Here is a 22,033-nt window from a genome sequence, read left to right on the forward strand (position 1 = left end):
CGTTAATCTCCTCTGTTCAGAAATCTTACCGTTGTGTTGTCACATTATTTTACTTTCCAAGAATAGTTTCCTTGTTTCGTTTGATACGACCACCCATCGATTGACGATGGTTTATTGGTGAGCAGCTCTTCCTCTACTTCTAGACGCTGCAAAACTTCCTGAAGTTCTTCTTTTTTAAAACGAATGTAAAAATCAACGTATTTTGTTTGATTGGTTTCAATGTTTTTCTTTGTTTGAAAATGCCCAATTGGGAAGCTGACTTGATGGTTTTCATCGATTGTTTGAGATATGATTTCAGCTCCATTCACTCGATCATATCCTGCGAAATCGATTTGCACATGATCTGCATGACTCATTTCGTCCTTCAGCTTAAGCTGAAGATGAAGAACATGATGTTCAGCGCTTAGATCACGCAAAACCCATTTCATGCGGTCCACGATCCTTCTCAGTTCATCTTTACGCTCACGATTTTCGAGCATATGATGTAGCCTTGTATTCCAAAGAGACATTTCATCAGAAGGCACAAGATAAAAATAGGCTTGTTCTCCCAATACCTTCTCAACATCTACCTTATGCTTAGTATCTCCAAAGAAGACGGCATCCACTTGCTGTTTTCTTATTTGTTTAAATAATTCTTCATATTGAGAATTGAGTTGATGCGGATCTTCTTCATAATGTGCGTCATGTACAAATGCAGCATAATACGTTGTTTCGGGCTGATCGATTTTAAACAGGTGACGGTCTTGATCCCGGTCTTCTGTAATCATCAGTTTCAAACGGTCATTTTGTGTTTGAATACTAGATAACCATCGTTGCTTTATATCTGTCTTCTTTGTAAAAGTTTGAATTCCTGTTTTTTTATACCAATTAATATGCCGAACTGGATTCTTTTTTGTATCTCCAGGGTAGATGATCTCCATATAGATATTGCCATCGTCATTGATTAGTTCTTCCAAGTATAGGGCACCTGTATGAGGAACAAAGCTTTGTACTCTGCACAAAACGCCCTGCCAATTGTACTCTTCCCTCTTTACTAATTCCTGCTCTTCATTATATTGATCAATATAACAAATAGGGGAAGATGGCAGTTCATATCTCGTCACCTGCACTGTTGATTCTTCTGCCGGCATCACTGCTTCATTGATCGATTGAAAAGATGTACCGATGATAAATTCCGAGTAACGCCTTTTACTTCCGCTTTCCGGTAGAATATAGTGCTCAAATACATTCAAGATGTCAACTTGGTGCAGAAGGGTCTCCTCCAAGCTATGAATATGTTCTTTCACATTTGCATCATAATTCAAAGTTAAAATGGCATTACGTTTATGTTTGTCAGCCAATGGCTTTAATCTCGCTTTTAAAGACTTCGTTAAGTGCTCATCCTGTTTTGGTACATCACCCATGATAAAGTAGTAGTCCATATCAGGCATGTCAACTGATGTCATTGTTTCATGTTGTTCAGGTTGATCCAATGTGTGTTCAACTTTTTTCTTCATCCAATTTTGAAACAAAGGAAGCTCTCCTTAAAAATAATGATAACTTGCTCATTGTATTTTACATGAAAAAGCACTTCTCACCAAAAGATAAGAAGTACTTTTTTTGATCTATTAAAGTCCAGCAATTTCTTCCTTAATTTGTGTTGTCGAGATGCCTTCTGTTCTTTTCAAGTACACGACTTCGCAATGCTCTTTTAAGAAATCGAATTTACCTTCCCAGTCATCTCCCATGACAAACACATCAATATCGTGCTCTTGCACGTCACGGACTTTTTGATCCCAGCTGTTTTCCGGAATGACTTCGTCTACATAACGAATCGTTTCAAGAATGAGCTTTCGATGCTCGTAGCTATGATAAGCCTTTTTTGATTTTTGTAAGTTAAACTCATCTGTCGAAATGGCCACCACTAAGTAATCTCCAAGCTGCTTTGCACGTTCGAGCAGCTTAATATGCCCCCAGTGTAATAAATCAAATGTACCGTAAGTAATAACTTTCTTCATCGCAAACATGAACTCCTTTCTTCATTCCTTATTCAACTGCTTTCATGCAGTAACGTTTATCCGTAATCCTATGATCTTCGTTCGTATTTTTTCGCTCTTCGGAACCTCATTATATCACAGCGCCCATCAAACGTTAAGCAGATGTAAAGACAAACTATTTCCAATTTATTGGGCGCAGAAGCGAAAGTCCGAAGAATCAATGTTTTTCGCAGCAGCCTCCTTATGAATTGATGAAAATGTCATGAAATTTAAAGGTTTGTAAAGTTATTGTTAATATTTCATGGAGCATCTGTGATAAAATGATGAGTAGACGAAGAATGAATTTACAATGAACGTTCATAGATAACAAGATGAAAAAGGAGGTCTAAACAATGCAAACAGAAGTGGTCTCTAACCTTTCTTATGTAAATGGCGACCTAGATGAATTTATTAGCTATATGAATCACCATCATATTTCTCAAAGAAGAGGCGCCATGATTGCGACTGTCAATCCAGAGATTGGCTATGCTGTTATGAAGGATCAGACGTATCATCAAGTTGTCTCTTCTGCGGATTATGTGCTGCCGGATGGTGTAGGCGTCGTCTTAATGTCACGTTTGACACAAAGTCCGCTGAAGTCAAGAATTGCTGGCTTTGATGTCTTCATGTCTATGCTTGATCTAGCAAACAAGCAGTCTAAAAGTATCTTTTTATATGGGGCGAAAAAAGAAGTGCTTGAGGCTGTTAAACAGCGAATTGATACGGAATATCCAAATGTGGTCATTGCAGGAAGCTGTGACGGTTATCAAGCCGATAAACGTTTCGTAGCAAAACAAATCGCTCGCTCGAAAGCAGATATGGTGTTCGTTGCTTTAGGTTATCCAAATCAGGAGAACTTTATTTATGAATACCGTCATTTATTCCCGCAGGCTGTTTGCATCGGTTTAGGCGGAAGCTTTGATGTATTTAGCGGAACAGTGAAGCGTGCACCACGCTGGATGATTAAAACAAATACAGAATGGCTGTACAGACTTATTGTGAATCCATGGAGATGGAAACGAATGTTGAATATTCCTAAATACGCTTTTGCCGTATTGAAAGAAAACAAAGGGAAAAAACGTTACTATCCTGAGCAAGTAAAGGATCAGACGAAGCAGCTGTGAGAGACTGACCAATGATAAATATACGCTCAATGATCATTTCAAGCTATGCAGCTTTCGTTTCTTTTATTGGATGGCTGATGAGCGGCGTGAAACCACGGGAAAACCAGGTGACGCTGCTTGTTTCATTTCAAGAGAATGTAGCTGCTCTTATTGATACTTATCAACAACAGGCGAACATGACGATGAAGCTTACTGTCCTCTATACGAAGCATGCTTCTGCGATAGAAAAGGACGAGTCTCATCTGTCATTTCGCTATTTTCATGAAAAAAATCCTCTCCATCTCATTCAATGTATTTATACGATGTTTAAAAGCAAGGTTGTCGTGACAGATAATTACTTTCTCATGACAAGCGTACTCAAAAAACGTCCTTCTACCACCTGTATTCAAGTATGGCATGCCAATGGGGCGTTGAAAAAATTCGGTCTTGAAGATGCTTCAAATTCGGAACGAAGTCCTCGTGACATCAAACGGTTCAAACGAGTCTATGCGTCTTTCGATTATATCGTTACAGGCTCAGATCATATGCGCGAGATTTTTAAGTCTTCGTTTGGGGTGAATGATGAACGTTTTTTACCAACAGGTGTACCGATGACGGATGTGTACTATGACCAGCGCCCGTCTTCCTTGAAGCCGAATGATTTTCCTAAAGGGAAAAAGATCCTGCTTTATGCACCGACCTATCGAGACTTTGCAATGGACAGTCTTGTCCTGCCTTTTTCAAAGGAGCAATTACAAACAGAGCTAAACGGAGATTATATTCTGCTCGTCAAGCTTCATCCTGCAGTCAAACATTTAGCGAAGGCGGAAACAGACGATGAATGGATATTTGATGTGTCCGATCAGCCGCTTTATCCATTGCTTTGTGCATGCGATGTCCTGATCACAGATTACTCATCGATTGTGTTTGAATATGCACTGCTTGAAAAGCCTGTTTTGTTCTTCACTTATGACTTAGACACTTATCGAGAGAAACGCGGCTTAGTCGATCGGTATGAGGACATCATTCCTGGGAAGGCTTGTATCACTCAAAGCATGCTCTTGAAGGAGCTACTTCATGAATCAGATCAACTAAAACGAATTAAAACCTTCGCCGAGGAATGGAATCAATATTCAAAGGGAAGGTCCAGTGAGCAGCTCTTATTCTTTATTGAACAGCAGCTCTTACACAAAAAACGTCCGGCTTCTCATTAGGAAGCACGGACGTTTTTTTATTTGTTATAAACCGGGATATCGTAATAGAGCGTATAGTTATCAAGTAAGTTATACAAGCTATACATACGAGTGACTTGCTTATATGCCCAGCCAATATCTGTTGCATATTGATGAGTCGCTGAACTAGACCAGCGCATTTTATAAATCGTATCTTGTTTGTATGTGGCGTGATTGATATAGCTGTTGCCAATGAATTTTGCCCCGCCAATAATGGCTGCCTCTGGCGTGAACCATTGCTGTTCATACGCATATTTTGCACCGAGGTAATTCGGATTGCTGTCGTATGCGCCAATGCCATACATATTATATACTTTCTTTCCATTAAACATCGTACCATTCGCTAAAATGGAACCTCCGTTACCTGTTTCAAGCAACGCGTGAGAAATGAGATAAATTTCGTTGATATGATACGTTTTCGCTGCCGTAATAAAGGCTTGTCCTTTACCTGCAAGAATCCCTTTGCCTGCTAGAATCTTTGAATTGACTTCTGCCGGATTGAGATTCGCAGCTTCAGAGAGTTTCAGAAATTGAAAATAAGATTGAGTGCCCTCAGCAATATTGGCTGGGTCTACATATTTCTGCACCTCTGCTGAACTTGCATTTCTCCAGCCAAGGCTGATCTTGATCCAGTTTCCTTCTTTCCCAAGCTGTTTCACTTTTGCTCCTTTATTCAGCTGCGCCACGATGTTGCTCGCAGAGCTCGAATCAGGTGTCGAACGAACATTTAAGCCGTCCGTATTCACAGTTGACGTCGCCGTGTCAACATATGGTGCATAGACATAGGCTGCACCATCTGTCTGTGGTGACACCTTCATTTGCTTGTTCACCATCTCATTGACAGTGAGGTTGTAGTTCGTTTGCATGACCATTGGGCCATTTTTGATTTTTACGGCTGTAGCTGTCCAGCCATATTGACTTTTCACAAAAGCAATCGCTGCATTTACAGTTGGTAATCCTGTGAATTGCTGCGTAATGTTGATTTTGTAGGTTGGTTTCGTTGTTGTTTGATAGGCAGCTGGTTCATTCCGTTTTTTGAAAAATGCCATGCCTTGATCGCGCAATGCAGCTGTTGAGATGGCACCTGTTTTGATCTGATATTGACCATAATCAGTTGTCCCTGTTTTTTGAGTAGCTGCTTTCATTTTTTGTTTCGTTAAATAGCTTAGCGCTTGATTCAGTTTAGTCTGATTCACCGTCGGCTCTGTCGTGATCCGGTATTGTTTAACCGCTTCTGTCAACGTTTTTGTACTGCTGGCAACGCCATTTTTCTTGATAATCTCTTGAGCCTGCTTGACTTTACTTTGCTCATATACAGGTGTTGTCTTGAGACTATACGTTTTGCTGACAGCTTGGCCCTTACCAGTTGTAATGCTGCTTGTCACTTTCTGCGTTTTTAAATATGCGGCACCTTTATTTATTTTGGCTTGCTCCGCTGATTGATTGACGACAAGTCGATACGTGCTGTCAGATGCTTTACCTGTTTTTTTCGTTGTTGCTGATACCTTTTTCTTTTGGAAGAAAGCTGCTGCTTTTTTCGCTTGATCATCTCCTAATAGGTTTCCAGTCACTACTTGATATGGCTGTGTAGAAGAGATCTTTTGCGATGTGTAGCGCCATTTCTTTTTCTTGAAAAAGGCCACCGTTTTTCCGTATGCTGTATCGTTCAGTTGATTGAGCTTCACGATATAATTTTTTGTTTTTCCCACTCGCTGCACAGTCCCTGTAGCGCCGGTTTGTTTCTTAATCTGGGCCGCAGCTGAGGATGCTTGTTTGTTGTCTTTGAAATAGCCTGATTCCAAGCGATACACATTTTTTAAAGCGCCTGTCTTTTGAATCTTCCCGCTGATCTTTGCTTCTCTTTGGAGCTGGGTAAGAAGCGTCTGTGCTTTTGACTGGTTCGCTTGTGCAGCTGATGTGACGATGTAATATGGCTTGCCTGCTGTCACCGTTTGAAGCACTGCTTTTAAACCAGACTCTTTTTGAAAGCCTTGCAAGATCGTATTCGCCTTACTTTGCCCAACGATACCGCCTGAAATCAGCTGATACACAGTGCCTGCTTTGTTTTCAGTTTGGTATGTACTAGTGACACCGGCCTGCTTTTGTAATTCGGTTTGAATATTTTTGACTTTCGTTTCAGAATCAATGGTCCCTGAAATGACCTGATAAGAAGGTCTGCTTTGATTGATAACTTCATAGGTGCTATTGAGTCCTGATGTTTTCGTTAGCTCGAGTGAGAGCTTTTTCGCCTGAGCTTCATCATTGACGGGGTCAGATACGACCTTTTGTAATGGAAGGCGGTCACCCACTGGGGACACCGTACCGCTCATACCCGTCTCTTTTTTTAATGCAGCTGCACTTGCACTCGCTGCTGCTTGTGACACATATCCTGAGGCAGTGAGCTGATAGGTCGACGTGTTTCCTGAGGTTTGATAAGTGGCTGTCCACTTTTTGTCCTTCTTCAATGTTTCCACTGCTTTTTTCACTTCTGATTCTGTTGTAAATACTTTTGAGGTGCTCATCGTATAAATGGATTGATCGACATAGGAGGCTGCTTGCGCTTCTTTGCCCGTCTGTATTGTCATACCAAAGGCAGCTGCGAGTAACATAATCTTGATGGTTTTTTTCACGTTCACTGTCCCTCTCTTACTTTGCATAATAGTCTACTAATCTCTTTATCGACAAAAACAAGTACTCTTTCAAGTTATTTATGCAATAGAAAAATAGAGGACCCCTTCGAAGTCCTCTTTTTCTTTATATATGCGATACAATCAGCTCACAAGTTCCTTCAATTGAGAAGCTTCCTGTTTCAGCTGGCAGGATAAAATGAGCTCCTTTAGGCAGTGGATATGTATGTCCATCATGCGTTAAAGCCCCTTCCCCGCTAATTACACTGCACAGCAAAAATGAATAATCTTGCGAAAGCTCCACTGCTTGATCAATTTCCCATTTATACACAGAGAAATACTCTGCTTCAACAAACGTTCGAATGGTCAGCCCACGGCGTGTTTCAACTGATTCATCTGCATACCCGTCTACATGGGGAACCGTTGTGACATCAATGGCTTGCGCAAAATGAAGTTCACGTTCATTGCCATTCTGATCTTTTCGTTCATAATCATATACCCGATAGGTGGTATCTGAGCTTTGCTGCGTTTCGAGGACAAGCGTTCCTTCGCAAAGCGCATGAATGGTACCGCTTGGCACATAATAAAAATCACCAGGCTTAATCTTCACACGACGCAAAAGACCTTCCCAATCTCCACTGTTCATCATGGTCACAAGCTCAGTTCTTGTTCTTGCATTGTGCCCATAGATCATTTCTGCTCCTTCTTTGCAGTCAATGATATACCAGCACTCTGTTTTTCCAAGCTCGCCATTTTCATGTCTTTCCGCATAATCATCATCTGGATGAACTTGAACGGATAAGTCCTGGTTTGCATCTAAAATTTTGGTTAACAGCGGGAATCGATCGCCTTCTATTCCCCCGAACAATTCTCTGTGATTGTCCCATAGTTCGATCAGCGTTTTCCCTTTATATGGACCGTCTTGCACGACACTTGGTCCGTTTGGATGAGCAGAAATTGCCCAGCATTCTCCCGTTTGATCAGAAGGAATATCATAGCCAAATTGATCTCTTAAGGCTGTACCTCCCCATATTCTCTCCTTCAATTCAGGCAGTAAAAAAATTGGTGACTGCTTCATTCAGGATGACTCCTCCCTTTGCTACCCTTTGATAATCCTTGCCAAGCTTGATGAAAACTAGCAAGTCTCAACTTTTATTATGACGCTATCTAAAGAGAAGTCAATCCTTTCAGTACACCAAATGAAAACGATAACACTAAAATGTTTCATCCTTTGACAGAGCCTGCGAGAAGCCCTTTGACAAAGTATTTTCCGAGCAGAATATAGACCAAGAGTGTCGGCAATGCGGCCAATATTGCCCCTGCCATTTGGACGTTCCATTGCACAATTTGACTGCCCGATAGATTTTGCAAGGCAACCATCACTGGCTGATGCTCCGCAGTGGTCATCGTGACTGCAAATAAGAACTCATTCCACACATTTGTGAACTGCCAAATGGCGACTACAACAAATCCTGTGATCGAAAGCGGAAGAATCATATGTCTGAAAATCCCGATAAACCCTGCACCGTCCATTTTTGCCGATTCAATCATTTCATCAGGAATGCTCACATAGAAGTTTCTAAACATGAGCGTTGTGATTGGGAGTCCATATACGACATGGACAAGCACCAAACCTGGAATCGAATTATACAATCCGACTTCGCGTAAAAATTGAATGAGTGGAATGAGGATACTTTGATATGGAATAAACATTCCAAACAGCATCAGCGTAAAGACCACTTCTGATCCTTTGAAACGCCATTTTGATAGGACATAGCCATTCATCGCCCCTAAGACAGCTGACAATAAGGTAGCCGGAATGACTAGATAAAGAGAATTCATTAAATTGGGCGCTAGCTTTTCAAATGCGATTTGATAGCTTGAAAAATCGAGTGTTGACGGCAGCGCCCACATTTTCTCAAGGGTCACTTCACCTAATGGCTTCAAGCTTGTGACGAGCATGACATAGACTGGCATTAGAAAAAACAGACTGCACAAAATCAATAATGCATAAAGGACTGGACGGACAAACCATCTAGCTGTCATGATGACGCCCCCTTCCGGCTCGACAGGAGATATGGCACGATAAAGACCGCAACAGAGATCAGCATCACAATCGCGATGGCGGCACCGCCTGCATAATGGTTTCCTCTAAAGGTCATTTCAAACATGTAAACGCCCGGAACATCTGTGACAAAGTTTGCACCCGGTCCTGTCATCGAGTAAATCAAATCGAAAATCTTTAATGAAATATGAGCCATGATGATAATGACACTTGCAGTTATCGGTTTTAATAGAGGGAAAATAATCTTCCAGTAAATCTGCCACTCGGTTGCGCCATCCATTCTAGCAGCCTCTCTTACTTCCTCTGGAATGCCTCTCAAACCCGCCAAATACATTGCTAAAGAAAATCCAGTCATCTGCCAAACAGCTGCAATCACAACTGAAATCATTGCTGCAGGGACACCAAACTCAATTTTCCCCCAGACAAATCCAGCTAAAATGTTCGTATCCGTGTACCACTTAGGCTGGATACCAAGCGTCTTTAAAAATAGATTCACCCCTGTGGACGGGTTTAAAATCCATTGCCAGACGACCCCTGTCACAACGAAGGAAAGGGCCATTGGAAAGAAAAATAAATTCCGAAATAGAGATTCACCCTTGATCTTCTGATCTAGTAAAATCGCAAGTGCGAGCCCAGAGGCAATAACGGCTCCAATAAAGAATAGAGTGAAAAAGACCGTGTTTCGAAGATCTGACTGAAAGCGGAAATCTTGAAACAGCATGATATAGTTTTGAAGACCTGCGAAAGAGAAATCAGGAACAAGCGAGGTCCAATTTGATAATGACACATACCCAGTCCAGCCAATAAAGCCGTAAACAAAGATGAATAATAAAATAGCCGACGGGGCTAAAAATAGAAGCGCAAGCAGCTGATCCCCACTCCATTTTTTCCGCACATGTTTGACTTTGGGTGTTGCTGCTTTTGTGATCGGCGATGTATCCATACGCATGAAGCTACACTCCTTTTTAAAAAAGAGGCGGTGCTTAGTCGCCGCCTCCTCGTCTTTATTTCATTGAATCTTTTAAAGATGAAACAAACTGGCTGCTGTCTTTTTGTGTGACGAAGATATTGACGGCTTGATTCGCTTTTGTCACAAACCCTTCTTCAGCAGCTGAACCATGTGCGAGAGACGGCGCCAGCTTTGATTCTTTAAATGCCTTCATCGCCGATTTTCCGTATTCATCATATTTAGAAACATCTGCATCCACACGTGCTGGAATCGATCCCTTCAGCGGATTAAATGCATCCTGTCCTTCCACAGATCCTAAGACAGATAAGAATTTCTTCACGTTTTCTGGCTGTTTCACGCCCTTTGGCAGTCCAAATGTATCGGTGATCACCATAAAGCTTCCCTCTGTGCCAGGAGTCGCCACGTATCCAAAGTCTTTATTCACCTTCAGATCCAGATCATTCACAAAGTACCCCTTCGCCCAGTCGCCCATGACATTCATTGCAGCGTCTCCTTTTGCTACGAGCTGCGAGGCATCCTGCCAGTTACGTGAGCTGTGGTCATCATTGACGTATTCAAGCATACGTCCAAAGATGTCTGCCGCTTCCTTCACTTTTGCGTCATCCATTTTCATGTCGCCAGCCCAAAGCTTTTGATAACCGTCAGCGCCTAAAACGCCGAGCAGCACACTCTCAAACAAATGTGTTGCTGCCCAAGGCTCTTTATCCCCAAGTGCGAGCGGTGTAATGCCTTTTTTCTTTAATGCATCTGCTGTTTTGAAAAATTCATCAAAGGTCGTTGGTGGCTCTAAGCCTGCATCGTCAAATACCTTCTTGTTATACCAAAGCACATTGCCCCTGTGAATATTCACTGGTACTGAATAGATTTTCCCATCTTTGCTGACAAGGTCGATGAGTGATTCTGGAAATTTGTCCTTCCAGCCTTCTTTTTCATATAGATCATCCAGAGGCTCCATTTTGCCTGCTGCGACCCAGCTCTCATTCAGCTCCGCTCCGCCATGTACTTGGAATGTAGCTGGCGGGTCATTTCCTTGCATCCGGCTAGTCAGAACAGCCTTTGCATTTGTACCAGCACCACCTGCGACGGCTGCATTTTCAATTGGGATGTCTTTATTTTTCTCTTCAAACAATTGAATGAGTGCTTTCAGTCCGTCCTCCTCACCTGCTCCAGTCCACCAAGAGAAAATGTCGAGCTTCTCTGCTCCGCCCTCTTTTTTCGCATCTGAGCTCGTCGATGAACTACAGGCAGTGACGATAAGCATACAGAGTACTAACAGCGTAAAGCCTAATTTAACCTTCATGATTGATCCCCCATCCTCATTTTGTAAGCGTTATCACAATAAGTATAATGGCAGATCCTTTCTTTTTTTTAGGCAAACTTCTTCACTTTTTTATGAAATTCTTCATTTTTTTACGGTCTTTTTTCGATATTCCTTCGGTGAACAACCCACCATCTTCTTAAACACACGGCTGACGTAATTGGGGTCTGTATATCCTGCCTGATAGGTAATTTCTTTTAAACTAAGCGAGCTGTCTTTGAGAAGCTTTTTGATTTTATCCAGCCGGCAGGTGGTCACATATTCTTTAAATGTCAGCCCTGTCTCGTCTTTAAACCGTTTTGTGAAATAGGTTGGACTTAAATCAACATAGGCGGCAGTCTGCTCCAGCGTGATCTGTTCACAAAAATGCGTTTTGATGTAGCGCTTTGCCCGCTCGATATCATTCACAGTCTGGTTTCTTGCTTCGTACACGTCAAATAAATATTCACAGCACTGACGGCATTCAGCAGCGGTGCTGATCGTTAATATTGGCCAGTCTGTTCGGAGCCGTGATTTAAATAAAATCAGCAGCTCTTTTAGTTGTGACAGGGTCGCCCCCTCTAGCTCAAAGGCATCGAATAAAGCGAGCGCATCCTCTCTTCTCCCTTCTTCCATTGCCTGCATCATATCGTCTGCAAGCTCAGGCAGATGGATCAATGGATGAGACTGTTCTTCTGTTTGGTAAAAACCATAACGAACAACGCCGGGGCTCTTTTTCCGCTGATAATAGGCAAGCTTCGCCTCTGCTGCACTTTTCTGAAGATAAAGCGGATTTGAGACCGGGTGTCCTATGCCAACGACAGGTGAAGGCTGATCGCTTGTTGTGGCAGTTCGAATCGCCTGCAGGACATCTGCCTTTAACTGACCAGGCGCTTGGTGACGATAAATAAGACATGTAAACAGCTCACCACTCACCTGAATCGGCACCGTATGAAAAAGGGAAGATGTCTGTAAATCAATCAACAGCTGATCCCCGATTGTCCGCTGTACAGCGATGACAAGACCTGCTTCGAATTCATGAAACAGTTGTTGAAACTCCGTTGAGGTATAGGATTGACCGTTTATGACATGAGCTTCGAGCCAATTTGACTGCTGACCGGCCGCCATCGCCTGCCGCTCAGACGACTCCTGCTGAATTTCTGCCGCAACCGTGCGAATGGCGGCGATGGTTTCATCTTTGTCAGCCGGTTTGACGAGGTATTGCTTCACCCCTTCTTGCATCGCTTGCTTGGCATAATCAAACGTATCGTAGGCTGTCAGCATAATAAATTTTGTATGAGGGCTGCTCGCTTTGATTTGCTTGATCGCTGTGAGTCCATCCATTCCCGGCATCTGAATATCCATGAGCACAAGATGAACGGGCTCAGTTCGCACGAATTCAACCGCTTTCTTTCCATTTTCAGCTTCTCCTGCGATATGACACTCTGGAAGCCAATCCGTCATGAACTTCCGCATCGCTAGCCGTTCTATTTTTTCATCATCCACAATCAGCACGTTCAGCATGATGGTCCCTCCTTCATCGGAATAGCCAATTGAATGGTGGTGCCTTCGTTTGGCTTTGAGTCAATTTGCAGGACATCTTTTACCCCATAAAACAAATGCAGCCTTGACATCACATTTTGAAGACCGATCCCTGTCGAGTGCCCTTTACTCAAGATGTTTGGATCTTCCTCTTCTTTTTCTGATAGCAATCTCCTTTTCTCTTGTTCGTTGATTCCCATCCCATTGTCCCGAATCCGAATCATCACATAGCCGCCTTCTTGATAGATCGAGAGTTCGACAAGCCCGTTTTCCTCCTTTGGTTCGACGCCATGAATAAAGGCATTTTCAACAAGCGGCTGTAAGGTGAGACTTGGGATATGTACAGATAAACACGATTCATCTATGATCGTTTTGCATGTGATACGATCGGCAAATCTCGTTTCTTGTATATGAAAATATTCTTTGACCACTTTTACTTCTTGTTCGAGCGTAACGGATGCACTGAGAGCTGACAGCGAATAACGCATGAGAGTGGAAACAGATTGGATCAACCTCGATGTGGCATCCGCTGATTCTAAGTAAGCCATGCGTGAGACGATGTTTAAGGTATTAAATAAAAAATGTGGGTTCATTTGGTTTTGCAGCGTTTTCAGCTTCATGTCTTTGATTTTTTGATCTAAGGCTGCCTTTTGTTTCATCTCTTCAATCATCATTTTCATCTCTTGTCGCATTCGCTGAAAAGCCTCATTTAATACAGAAATTTCATCCTTTGAGGTGACATGCAAGTTCGCTCCATCAAAGTTTCCTTCTGATACTTCCTTTACGCTTCGAGAGAGATGGACGATCGGTCTTGATATCCCGCCAGCAATCATATACGCCATCCATAAGGCGACCCCAATGGACAGCGTAAACAAACATAGGGTAAAGAGCGCATAGGTTTGGTGTCTTTTTTGCAGAGATTGATAGAGTACTTGATACTCAGACAATTCATCATCAAGCAGGGTCATCGTTTGCTCTTGTATGTAGGAGGAGACGGTTCTTACTTCCTTCACACTTGCTGCATATTCTTTGATTTTCCCTTCTTTTACATGTGTCATGGTCGCATCACTTTCATTGATGAGCGTCCGCATCATATATTGGTATTTTTCGATAGAAGGAATGGCCGCATGAAGCCCGGCATCTTTTCGCAATGCCTGGTCGTAGGATTTCATTTTTTGTTTTGAAGCTAGATATTCTTTGGCAAACTGCTGATCCTTTTCAATCGCATACGCATTGACCTTTTCATACATCGTTTTTGCCTCTGTCGATATATCATTAAGCAGGAGAAAAGAACGAAAGCTTCTGCTATATTCTGATGTGATATTCGAGCTGCTCCAATAGACGAAAAAAGCGGCCACATTGCCAAGGAACACAAGGGTCAAAAATGCCAGTAGCAATTTACTTCGAATCCTTCTCACGGCTGCACCCCCTGCCTTCTGTCTGTTTGCTGCAGCGGCAGATCCTCGCGCCGAATCACACTCGTTCCTGTGTACTGAAGCGGTTCTTCTTTTTCACCTTTTTGCAAACGCACAAGCGATTCCACTGCTTGATAGCCCATTTCATAAGGGTGCTGAACAACGACGGCATCAATCTCTCCATCATCGAGCGCCTGAATCGTATCTGGCAACGTATCAAATGCGAGTACATAGATATCTGCGGACGATTGATATTGCGCTGTTGCTTGAATAATCCCTGCACCATCTAATGCACTCGTGCCGTAAAATGCGGTAAGCTTCGCATGATCGTTTAATAGTTTATACGCGGCACCGGAGGCCCCTGATTTGGTAATGGCTGATTCTTCTATTCCAGCAATATGAATGCGTTTTTCAGCGGCGACGGCATCTCGAAACCCTTTGACGCGCTGCTTTTGATGAACGGCATCAAGCCTGCCTGTGACAATTCCTACATACTGTTCGCCTTTTGTATCTGCGATGAGTGCCTGTCCTGCGATAAAGCCAGAATAATAATTGTCCGTGCCTACATACACTTGACGCTTACTCCCCTCTGCATCCGTATCAACGGTGACAACATCAATGCCCTTTTCCCTCGCCTTCTGAAAAAGCGGTTTGTATTTTTTCGCATCAAGTCCCTGTGTCATAATGCCATCGACATGCCCTGCGATTGCCATATCAATGGTTTTCAAATGGTCGTCTATATCGGCTTGCTTCGGACCCAAATATTCTAAATACACGTGATGAGCGGCTGCCGCATCAGCAGCTCCCTTTTGTACTAGCTGCCAATATTCGTTATCAAGCTCCTCCGGTACAAGGACAAAGTGATATTGATAAGTTGTTGACGCTTTTTCGGAAGCGTTTTCAATTTTAAATAAATCTTGACCTAATGATGTTAAAAAAATGACAGATACGACACAAAAAGTGAGAAAGGCACCCACCCCGATCCACTTTGATACTTTCACCACATCCTCCCCCTTTCAAAAATTGCGCATAAAAAAAGAGCTGCTTATAAGCATACTCTCTCAACCTCTATAATTCCTTTGTCATAAATAAACTGTTTGGATCTTCGTGATATGAACCGAAAGGCGGACAAATATAAAACCCAACACTCTCATATAGTTTTCTTGCTGGCTCGAAGAAAGACATCGCACCTGTCTCTAAGCTGATACGTGAATAGCCGCGCCTTTTTGCCTCTTGGAGAAGATGGTTCAGCATATACCTTGCTACACCTTTTCGCATATGGTGAGCTGCGGTCCTCATGGATTTGATTTCGCCGTGATCACTTGACAGCTCCTTTAACGCTCCGCAGCCAAGAAGCTCTTCTCCATCCCGCACACTCCACACTGTGACATCTTGCTTTTTCAAATCAGCTAACGGAAGGGCATGAATGCTTTCTGGCGGGGAATGCTCTTTCATTTCTTCTATATGAGCGGTAATCAGCTGCTCTATTTGTCCATCCGTGAGTGTATCTTGTTGAATGTACACATCTATCACTCCTTCACAAATATTGTACGTGAAGAGTCAGCATTCACCTGCTGTTATGTCAGATAAACGAACAAACAACCGGCATCCATCTGCCAGTTGTTCATTTGATAGCGCTTATTTATGAAGAAAGAACCGCTTGTAATTCTTCTGCTGTACTGCTCTCCAGCTGACTTCCGACCCCTACAGCCACTGCGCCTGCTTTCAGCCATTTTGGCACATCAGCTGGATGAATCCCACCCGTTGGAATAAATTCAATGTCTGGAAATGGGCCTTGTAAGTTTTTCATATAGGATAAACCGAAGGAGCCGCTTGGAAAAAGCTTGAGCAAGCAGTATCCAGCTGCTTTTGCCTGCATGATTTCACTTGGGGTGAGGACACCTGGTACATAGAGTGTGTCGTGAAATGAGAGATGCTCTCCAATGACAGGGAGATACCCTGGACTGACAATAAATTGCGAGCCTGCGTCAATGGCTGATTGCGCCTGCTGAAGGGTGGTGATTGTGCCCGCTCCTACAATCAGATCTTGCTCATGCTGAAAGGATGCGATGATGCGTTCCGCATTGGGCGTGGTATACGTCACTTCAATGGCACGAACGCCCTTTTTCTTTAAACGCTCTATGATCTGAATGCCTTCTGCTTCGCTCCCCGCTCTCACCACTGCGATCAGCTTACAAGCCGCGAGATGTTCTTTAACGCTCAAACTTGCTGACTTTCCCATATCCTTCGTCCCCCTTCATATATTCCCGTCTCTGATATCGTTTGGCGTCTTTCATAAAGGCCTGAAGCTCTTCCCGAGTAGGCAGGCCGTCCTTATCGCCTGGAGACATCACCGCAAGAGCCCCTACAGCATTGGCTCTTATCACAGATTTTTCATATGATAAACCGTCCAGTAAACCGCTGATAACCCCCACGGCAAACCCATCACCGGCACCGACTGTATCCACGACATTTGGCACATAAAAGCCGCTCACAATCCCCTGACTGGCTGCACTTTTATAAAAGGCACCTTCTGCACCGAGCTTAATGACCACAAGCTTGACGCCTTTTTGCAAATAAACATCGGCAATCTCTTCCGGCTCGTGATAGCCTGTGAGCCTTTGCCCTTCTGCAAGCCCCGGAAAAAACCAATCTACTTGAAAAGCGATCTGATTCACTGTATGGATCATATCTTCCTCCTCTTCCCATAGCTGCAGCCGAAGGTTTGGATCAAATGAAATGGTTTTGCCTGCTTCTTTCATCTTTTGAAGAGCACGAAAAGAAAACGCTCTCATTTCATTGGATAATGCAGGTGGAATACCTGTCATATGGAGATGTCCTGCCTGTTTGAAATAATTCGCGGGAAAGTCGCTAGGACTCATTGTGCTCGCAGCAGAGCCTTTGCGATAATACGTGACGTCAGGATCTCCATCCATCACTTTGGATTTAAGTAAAATCCCTGTTTGAGACCCATCATTTGAACGGATCACTGCACTTGTATCGACTCCTTCTTTTTGAAGCTCTTCTAAAATAAATGTGCCAAGTGAATCTGCTCCGACTTTGCTCATCCATCCCACATCAAAACCTAGCCTCGCCAAACCGACTGCCACGTTACTTTCGGCACCAGCAAGCGCCTTTTGAAATGTATGCACTTGATGAAGCTCTCCGGCTTCTTTTGCGTAAAACATCGCCATTGATTCCCCAAATGTGACCGCATCCAATGCTTTCACTCATTTCTCCCCTTTCTTGGTACCGGTTTCAAATTAGTTGAAAAAGAGAGAGCATGCACGTATGTATACTCTTCTCTGTCTGTTTATAAGGATTTTCTTACGATGATTTCTCCATCAAGCTGAATGGTTTGGGGCGCACTTTCATCCCCTTCAAGCCGAGTCTTGATTTTTTGCATGGCGGCTTTCCCCATTTCATGAGATGGCTGGGCAACCGTTGTGATTCCAGGCCCAATCAGCTTATACCATTCTGTATCATCAAAGCCTGCGATGCCTATATCTTCTGGAATCTTTAACCCGAGTTCTACAAGCTCACTGATCAGCTTCAGCATAAGTAATCCATTGGCTGCTAAAATCGCTTTTTTTTGCTGGCTTGATTGTACAAAATGGACAAGCTCTTCTCGCAGTTGTTCCTTTTGTTTCAAATCAATTTCTGCAATGAGCGGCTTCTTATATTTACTCATGGCTGTCTGTTCATATGCTTCTTTTCGTTCTTCACGAGGACTGATTCCATCGACCGGTTCAGTAAAGAAGGCGATGTGCTCATAGCCTTTCTCATACATTTGTTGAAGCAACTGGATGGTGATATCACGGTTATTCGTTGTCACTGTGTCGACTTTTAGTTCAGGTAATTTCCGGTCAACAAGGACAATCGGCACACCGTTTTTCTTAAAATCCTGCAGAATGTCATTGTTGTGACCTGTCGTATTGATGATGAGCCCTTCAATATAATGTGCATTCAGCTTGAGGAGCATTTCTCGTTCTTTTTCTGGTCGGTTATCTGTGTTGCATACCATGATGCTGTATCCATATTCATCACAAATTTCTTCGACTCCGCGAAGTGTCGCTACAGAGAATGGGTTCGTAATGTCGGCTACAATAAACCCAATGACCTTGCTTTTTCTTACTTTCAAACCTTGGGCGAGCTGACTCGGACGATAATGCAGTTCCTCAATGGCTTTTTTAATTTTTTTGACCTTTTCAGTAGAAATTTCATTTGTTCTGCCATTGATATATCTGGATACAGTTGATTTTGAAACACCTGCATAAGCGGCCACTTCGTTGATGGTCACTTTCGTTTGCTTTTTCTCTTTCATTCAAAAAACTCCCACAATCAATGTCTTCTCATTTGTTTCGAAACCGATTTCAAATAACTTAAAAAGAGCATATCATAATTTCTTGAATTCCAGAAGATTTTTTTGCTTGGAGATGACAAAAAACCATTTAAATAAACAAAAAGAAAGCGATTTCAAAATAACGGTTGACGGCATGCTCTTTTTCCTCTAAAATTTTCCTTGAAACCGATACCAAATAAAATACCCATACTTTGTTTCAGATGGAAAGGGAGGCTTATTTCAAATGGAAAATCGTTATGCTGTACATCCTGAGCAGGTCAAACGTTTTACAACAGAGGAACTTCGTCGTCATTTTCATATTCCTACACTATTCGTCAGCGGTGAATTAAAGCTCTACTATTCACATGAGGACCGCGTGGTGATTGGCGGAGTCATGCCATCTACAGAGCCGCTCAAATTAGATGCCGGCGACTTTCTACGTACAGAATATTTCCTTGAAAGACGAGAAATCGGCATTGTAAATGTCGGCGGTCAAGGAACAGTCACTGTCGATGGTGAAGCCTTTGTACTGGAGCACAAAGATTTCTTATATATTGGGCTTGGACACGAAGATGTACAGTTTGCTAGTTCATCCGGCGAGGGAGCCAAGTTCTATCTTGTATCCGCCACGGCTCATCAAGCGTACCCTACGCAAAAAGCAGCTATCGCTGAATTAACACCGAATCACTTAGGGGAAGCGTCTGCTTCAAACGTACGAAACCTGTATCAAGTCATCCACGCAAACGGCATCCAAAGCTGTCAGCTCATGATGGGAATCACTCAGCTGGAAACCAATAACACGTGGAATACGATGCCCGCTCATATTCATGATCGACGTATGGAAGTGTACTTATATCTTGATATCGAAGAAGATGCTCGTGTCTTTCATTTTATGGGGGAGCCATCTGAAACAAGACACCTCGTTGTGGCCAATGAGGAAGCGGTCATTTCTCCTGCCTGGTCCATTCATTCAGGCTCGGGTACAGCGAATTATTCATTTATTTGGGCGATGGCGGGCGAGAACTATACGTTTAAAGATATGGACTTTGTCCCAATGGACCAGCTGAGGTAATGTGATGACGATAGCATCCTATGTAGCGTCCCTCTTTTCTCTTGAAGGCAAAACAGCCCTTGTGACAGGTCCTGGAACCGGCATTGGGCAGGGCATTGCTGTGGCGCTTGCCAGGTCAGGCGCAGATATTATTGGCACATACCACCACACACCGCTTGAGGAAACGAAAGCGCTAGTCGAACAGGCGGGCCGCTCGTTTCATGCGGTTCAGGTTGACTTTTCCGACCCTCAAACTGCAAAGCAGGCTGTCGATGCCATGTTACAAAAGCATACGATCGATATTTTAATCAATAATGCTGGCACCATTAAAAGAGAGCAGGCCGCTCATTATTCAGAGGAAGATTGGCATACGGTCATGGATGTGAATATCAATAGTCTCTTTTTCCTCACCCAAAGGGTTGGGCGGCAGATGCTGAAAAATGGGCAAGGGAAAATCGTCAATATCGCCTCCCTTCTATCGTTTCAAGGCGGCGTCTTTGTCCCCGCTTATACAGCAAGTAAACACGCAGTCGCAGGGCTGACGAAGGCTTTTGCAAACGAATGGGCGAACCAGCATATACAAGTGAATGCGATCGCTCCTGGTTACATTGCGACCAATAACACGCAAGCCATTCGGGACGATGAGAATCGAAATGAAGAGATTCTCAAACGAATCCCTGCCGGGCGCTGGGGAAAGCCTGAGGATCTAGCCGGTGCGGCTGTTTTCCTTAGCTCACCAGCCTCCGATTATATGAACGGTCATATTTTAGCGGTTGATGGCGGCTGGCTTGCGAGATAAACAGACGAGAGAATTCCTATTTGCAGGGATTCTCTTTTTTCTATTTGCATAATTCTCCACCATCCGAGTCACTCTATAAAAAACATGACATGAGGGTGAGGTATTATGAAAAGTCGTATTGAACAAGATATAGCGTCCGTCATCAAGCGCGTCAAAAGCTTTGCTGGGAAAAGTGATGATATCGTGTTCCACTCATTTTCATTTGGCCCTTCTGCTATCTCTGCATGTCTCATGTACGTTGAAGGACTCACAGAATTTGAGATGATTTCCAAACAAATCATTTCACCCATGCAAAAGGAACTGGCTATCACCGAGGTTGATTCTAGTACGCTTCCAGCCCTGTCTAAAACGTTCTTTGGCATCCAAAATGACGTGCTGGAGGATATGAACCTTGCCATCGAGCAGTTATATAACGGCAGGGCTATTTTATTTGTAGATGGCGCGGCTCAAGCACTTGCGCTCCAAACGAACCTTTTTCAATTTAGAGAAGTAGAAGAGCCACAATCGGAAGTCCTTGTAAGAGGGCCTCGGATCGGTTTTATTGAAAATCTTGAAAAAAACACGGCTTTGATCCGTGAGCGGGCAAACGACCCAAACCTTGTCATTCAAAAGGTAAATGTAGGTACTCGCAATAAGAAGTCCGCAGCCCTTGTGTACGTTCGTGATATTGTTGACCCTAAATTAGTAGAAGATGTTTTATCACGTATGACCGAAATCAAAATGGATGACATCCCTGAAACCGGCTATATTGAACAGCTAATTGAGGACAGCCACATCTCCATTTTTCCGCAGATTCAAAATACAGAACGTCCTGACCGAGTGATTGCATCTGTGCTTGAAGGAAAAGTGTCAATTTTACTCGATGGCACTCCTTTTGCGCTCATTTTACCGATGACCTTTACAGCCTTGATGCAATCACCTGAAGATTATTATCAGAGATGGACTAGCGCGACTCTTTTACGTTTACTTCGTTATATCGCCGTGCTGCTCACGATTTTTTTACCTGGGCTTTACATTGCACTTGTCTCTTATCATCCAGGCTTATTACCCACACGGATGGCACTCACCATCGCAGGCAGCCGGCAGAATGTTCCGTTCCCTCCTGTTGTTGAGGCGATTCTTATGTCTTTTACGATAGAGCTGCTGCGGGAAGCTGGACTTCGGCTTCCTAGAGCCATCGGGCAGACAATTGGGCTCATTGGCGGCGTCATCATTGGTCAGGCGGCTGTCCAAGCCAATATCGTCAGTGCCTTAATGGTGATTATTGTGTCGCTGACTGCACTTGCTGACTTTACGGCACCATCCTATGACTTTAGTTTCCCACTACGCATCTTGCGGTTTATGGCTATTTTCAGTTCAGCGATGTTTGGGTTATATGGCTTAATCATGTGTTATTTATTTGTGCTTTGTCACCTGATGCAATTAAAGACCTTTGGTTTTGACTATTTCACACCTGTTTTGTCTTCACCGTTTTCAGATTTAAAGGATACGTACGTACGTTTACCAATTGGGCTATTTAAATCGAGACCGAAAACAGCAAAAATAAAAAATCTCAAAAGACAAGGAGATTAAACG

The 22,033-nt window shown here is 43.2% G+C and carries 19 protein-coding genes; 5 read left to right on the plus strand and 14 right to left on the minus strand.

Annotated elements, in window-relative coordinates; translation table 11 throughout:
* Positions 1-44: 44 nt before the first annotated feature.
* Together NSS78_RS17030 and tagD are read right to left on the minus strand one after the other, a co-directional pair.
* Positions 45-1,511 carry an alpha-glucosyltransferase N-terminal domain-containing protein gene (locus NSS78_RS17030; RefSeq protein ID WP_342468237.1) on the minus strand — a complete coding sequence of 489 codons (1,467 nt, stop codon included), beginning with the start codon at positions 1,509-1,511 and terminating at the stop codon, positions 45-47.
* 96 nt (positions 1,512-1,607) lie between these two features.
* On the minus strand, positions 1,608-1,997 hold the full coding sequence (tagD, locus tag NSS78_RS17035; protein WP_008343212.1) for a glycerol-3-phosphate cytidylyltransferase: 390 nt from the start codon (positions 1,995-1,997) through the stop codon (positions 1,608-1,610).
* A 371-nt stretch (positions 1,998-2,368) separates the two neighbouring features.
* Between tagD and NSS78_RS17040 the strand changes: the two genes are divergently transcribed.
* Both NSS78_RS17040 and NSS78_RS17045 read left to right on the plus strand, forming a co-directional pair.
* Entirely contained in the window at positions 2,369-3,139 is a 771-nt protein-coding gene (locus NSS78_RS17040) for a WecB/TagA/CpsF family glycosyltransferase (protein ID WP_212045598.1), read from the plus strand.
* An 11-nt stretch (positions 3,140-3,150) separates the two neighbouring features.
* Positions 3,151-4,332 (plus strand): CDP-glycerol glycerophosphotransferase family protein, encoded by a 1,182-nt coding sequence (locus NSS78_RS17045; protein WP_309216002.1) that lies wholly within the window; start codon positions 3,151-3,153, stop codon positions 4,330-4,332.
* Positions 4,333-4,349: 17 nt separating this feature from the next.
* Here NSS78_RS17045 and NSS78_RS17050 read toward each other — a convergent pair whose 3' ends face one another.
* The 12 genes from NSS78_RS17050 to NSS78_RS17105 all read right to left on the minus strand — a co-directional run bounded on the left by NSS78_RS17050 (position 4,350) and on the right by NSS78_RS17105 (position 18,590).
* Positions 4,350-6,980, minus strand: coding sequence for a glucosaminidase domain-containing protein (locus NSS78_RS17050; RefSeq protein WP_212045600.1), 2,631 nt, complete (start codon positions 6,978-6,980; stop codon positions 4,350-4,352).
* A gap of 124 nt (positions 6,981-7,104) precedes the next feature.
* Positions 7,105-8,055: a mannose-6-phosphate isomerase, class I gene (manA, locus tag NSS78_RS17055; RefSeq protein WP_003212875.1), complete on the minus strand. Its 951-nt coding sequence runs from the start codon at positions 8,053-8,055 to the stop codon at positions 7,105-7,107.
* 146 nt (positions 8,056-8,201) lie between these two features.
* Positions 8,202-9,023, minus strand: coding sequence for a carbohydrate ABC transporter permease (locus tag NSS78_RS17060; RefSeq protein ID WP_050944374.1), 822 nt, complete (start codon positions 9,021-9,023; stop codon positions 8,202-8,204).
* Positions 9,020-9,991 carry a sugar ABC transporter permease gene (locus NSS78_RS17065; protein ID WP_309216003.1) on the minus strand — a complete coding sequence of 324 codons (972 nt, stop codon included), beginning with the start codon at positions 9,989-9,991 and terminating at the stop codon, positions 9,020-9,022. Before NSS78_RS17065 ends, NSS78_RS17060 begins: the two co-directional genes overlap by 4 nt.
* A 55-nt stretch (positions 9,992-10,046) precedes the next feature.
* On the minus strand, positions 10,047-11,312 hold the full coding sequence (locus tag NSS78_RS17070) for an ABC transporter substrate-binding protein (RefSeq protein ID WP_268459201.1): 1,266 nt from the start codon (positions 11,310-11,312) through the stop codon (positions 10,047-10,049).
* Between the two features lie 102 nt (positions 11,313-11,414).
* Positions 11,415-12,833: a response regulator gene (locus NSS78_RS17075; RefSeq protein WP_309216005.1), complete on the minus strand. Its 1,419-nt coding sequence runs from the start codon at positions 12,831-12,833 to the stop codon at positions 11,415-11,417.
* Positions 12,827-14,269, minus strand: a complete 1,443-nt coding sequence (locus NSS78_RS17080; protein WP_309216006.1) for a histidine kinase — start codon at positions 14,267-14,269, stop codon at positions 12,827-12,829. Before NSS78_RS17080 ends, NSS78_RS17075 begins: the two co-directional genes overlap by 7 nt.
* Positions 14,266-15,267, minus strand: coding sequence for a sugar-binding protein (locus NSS78_RS17085; RefSeq protein ID WP_212045605.1), 1,002 nt, complete (start codon positions 15,265-15,267; stop codon positions 14,266-14,268). The genes NSS78_RS17080 and NSS78_RS17085 overlap by 4 nt, the downstream gene beginning before the upstream one ends.
* 67 nt (positions 15,268-15,334) lie before the next feature.
* The gene (locus NSS78_RS17090) at positions 15,335-15,790 is read right to left on the minus strand and encodes a GNAT family N-acetyltransferase (protein WP_050944379.1); all 456 of its coding nucleotides are present in this window, start codon (positions 15,788-15,790) and stop codon (positions 15,335-15,337) included.
* Between the two features lie 118 nt (positions 15,791-15,908).
* Complete coding sequence (locus NSS78_RS17095) at positions 15,909-16,508, minus strand: bifunctional 4-hydroxy-2-oxoglutarate aldolase/2-dehydro-3-deoxy-phosphogluconate aldolase (protein ID WP_309216007.1); 600 nt, start codon at positions 16,506-16,508, stop codon at positions 15,909-15,911.
* Positions 16,480-17,496 carry a sugar kinase gene (locus NSS78_RS17100; RefSeq protein ID WP_309216008.1) on the minus strand — a complete coding sequence of 339 codons (1,017 nt, stop codon included), beginning with the start codon at positions 17,494-17,496 and terminating at the stop codon, positions 16,480-16,482. The genes NSS78_RS17095 and NSS78_RS17100 overlap by 29 nt, the downstream gene beginning before the upstream one ends.
* Positions 17,497-17,579: 83 nt before the next feature.
* The gene (locus NSS78_RS17105; RefSeq protein WP_309216009.1) at positions 17,580-18,590 is read right to left on the minus strand and encodes a LacI family DNA-binding transcriptional regulator; all 1,011 of its coding nucleotides are present in this window, start codon (positions 18,588-18,590) and stop codon (positions 17,580-17,582) included.
* Between the two features lie 262 nt (positions 18,591-18,852).
* On the opposite strand from NSS78_RS17105, the gene kduI reads away from it, so the two are divergent.
* The 3 genes from kduI to NSS78_RS17120 all read left to right on the plus strand — a co-directional run bounded on the left by kduI (position 18,853) and on the right by NSS78_RS17120 (position 22,030).
* Positions 18,853-19,680: a 5-dehydro-4-deoxy-D-glucuronate isomerase gene (gene kduI / locus NSS78_RS17110; protein ID WP_309216010.1), complete on the plus strand. Its 828-nt coding sequence runs from the start codon at positions 18,853-18,855 to the stop codon at positions 19,678-19,680.
* Between the two features lie 4 nt (positions 19,681-19,684).
* The gene (kduD, locus tag NSS78_RS17115) at positions 19,685-20,458 is read left to right on the plus strand and encodes a 2-dehydro-3-deoxy-D-gluconate 5-dehydrogenase KduD (protein ID WP_212045608.1); all 774 of its coding nucleotides are present in this window, start codon (positions 19,685-19,687) and stop codon (positions 20,456-20,458) included.
* Between the two features lie 105 nt (positions 20,459-20,563).
* On the plus strand, positions 20,564-22,030 hold the full coding sequence (locus NSS78_RS17120) for a spore germination protein (RefSeq protein ID WP_050944386.1): 1,467 nt from the start codon (positions 20,564-20,566) through the stop codon (positions 22,028-22,030).
* The last annotated feature ends 3 nt before the right edge of the window (positions 22,031-22,033 follow it).

The organism is Bacillus sp. FSL W8-0920, from assembly GCF_038593215.1.
Taxonomy (GTDB): Bacteria; Bacillota; Bacilli; order Bacillales; family Bacillaceae; genus Bacillus; species Bacillus pumilus.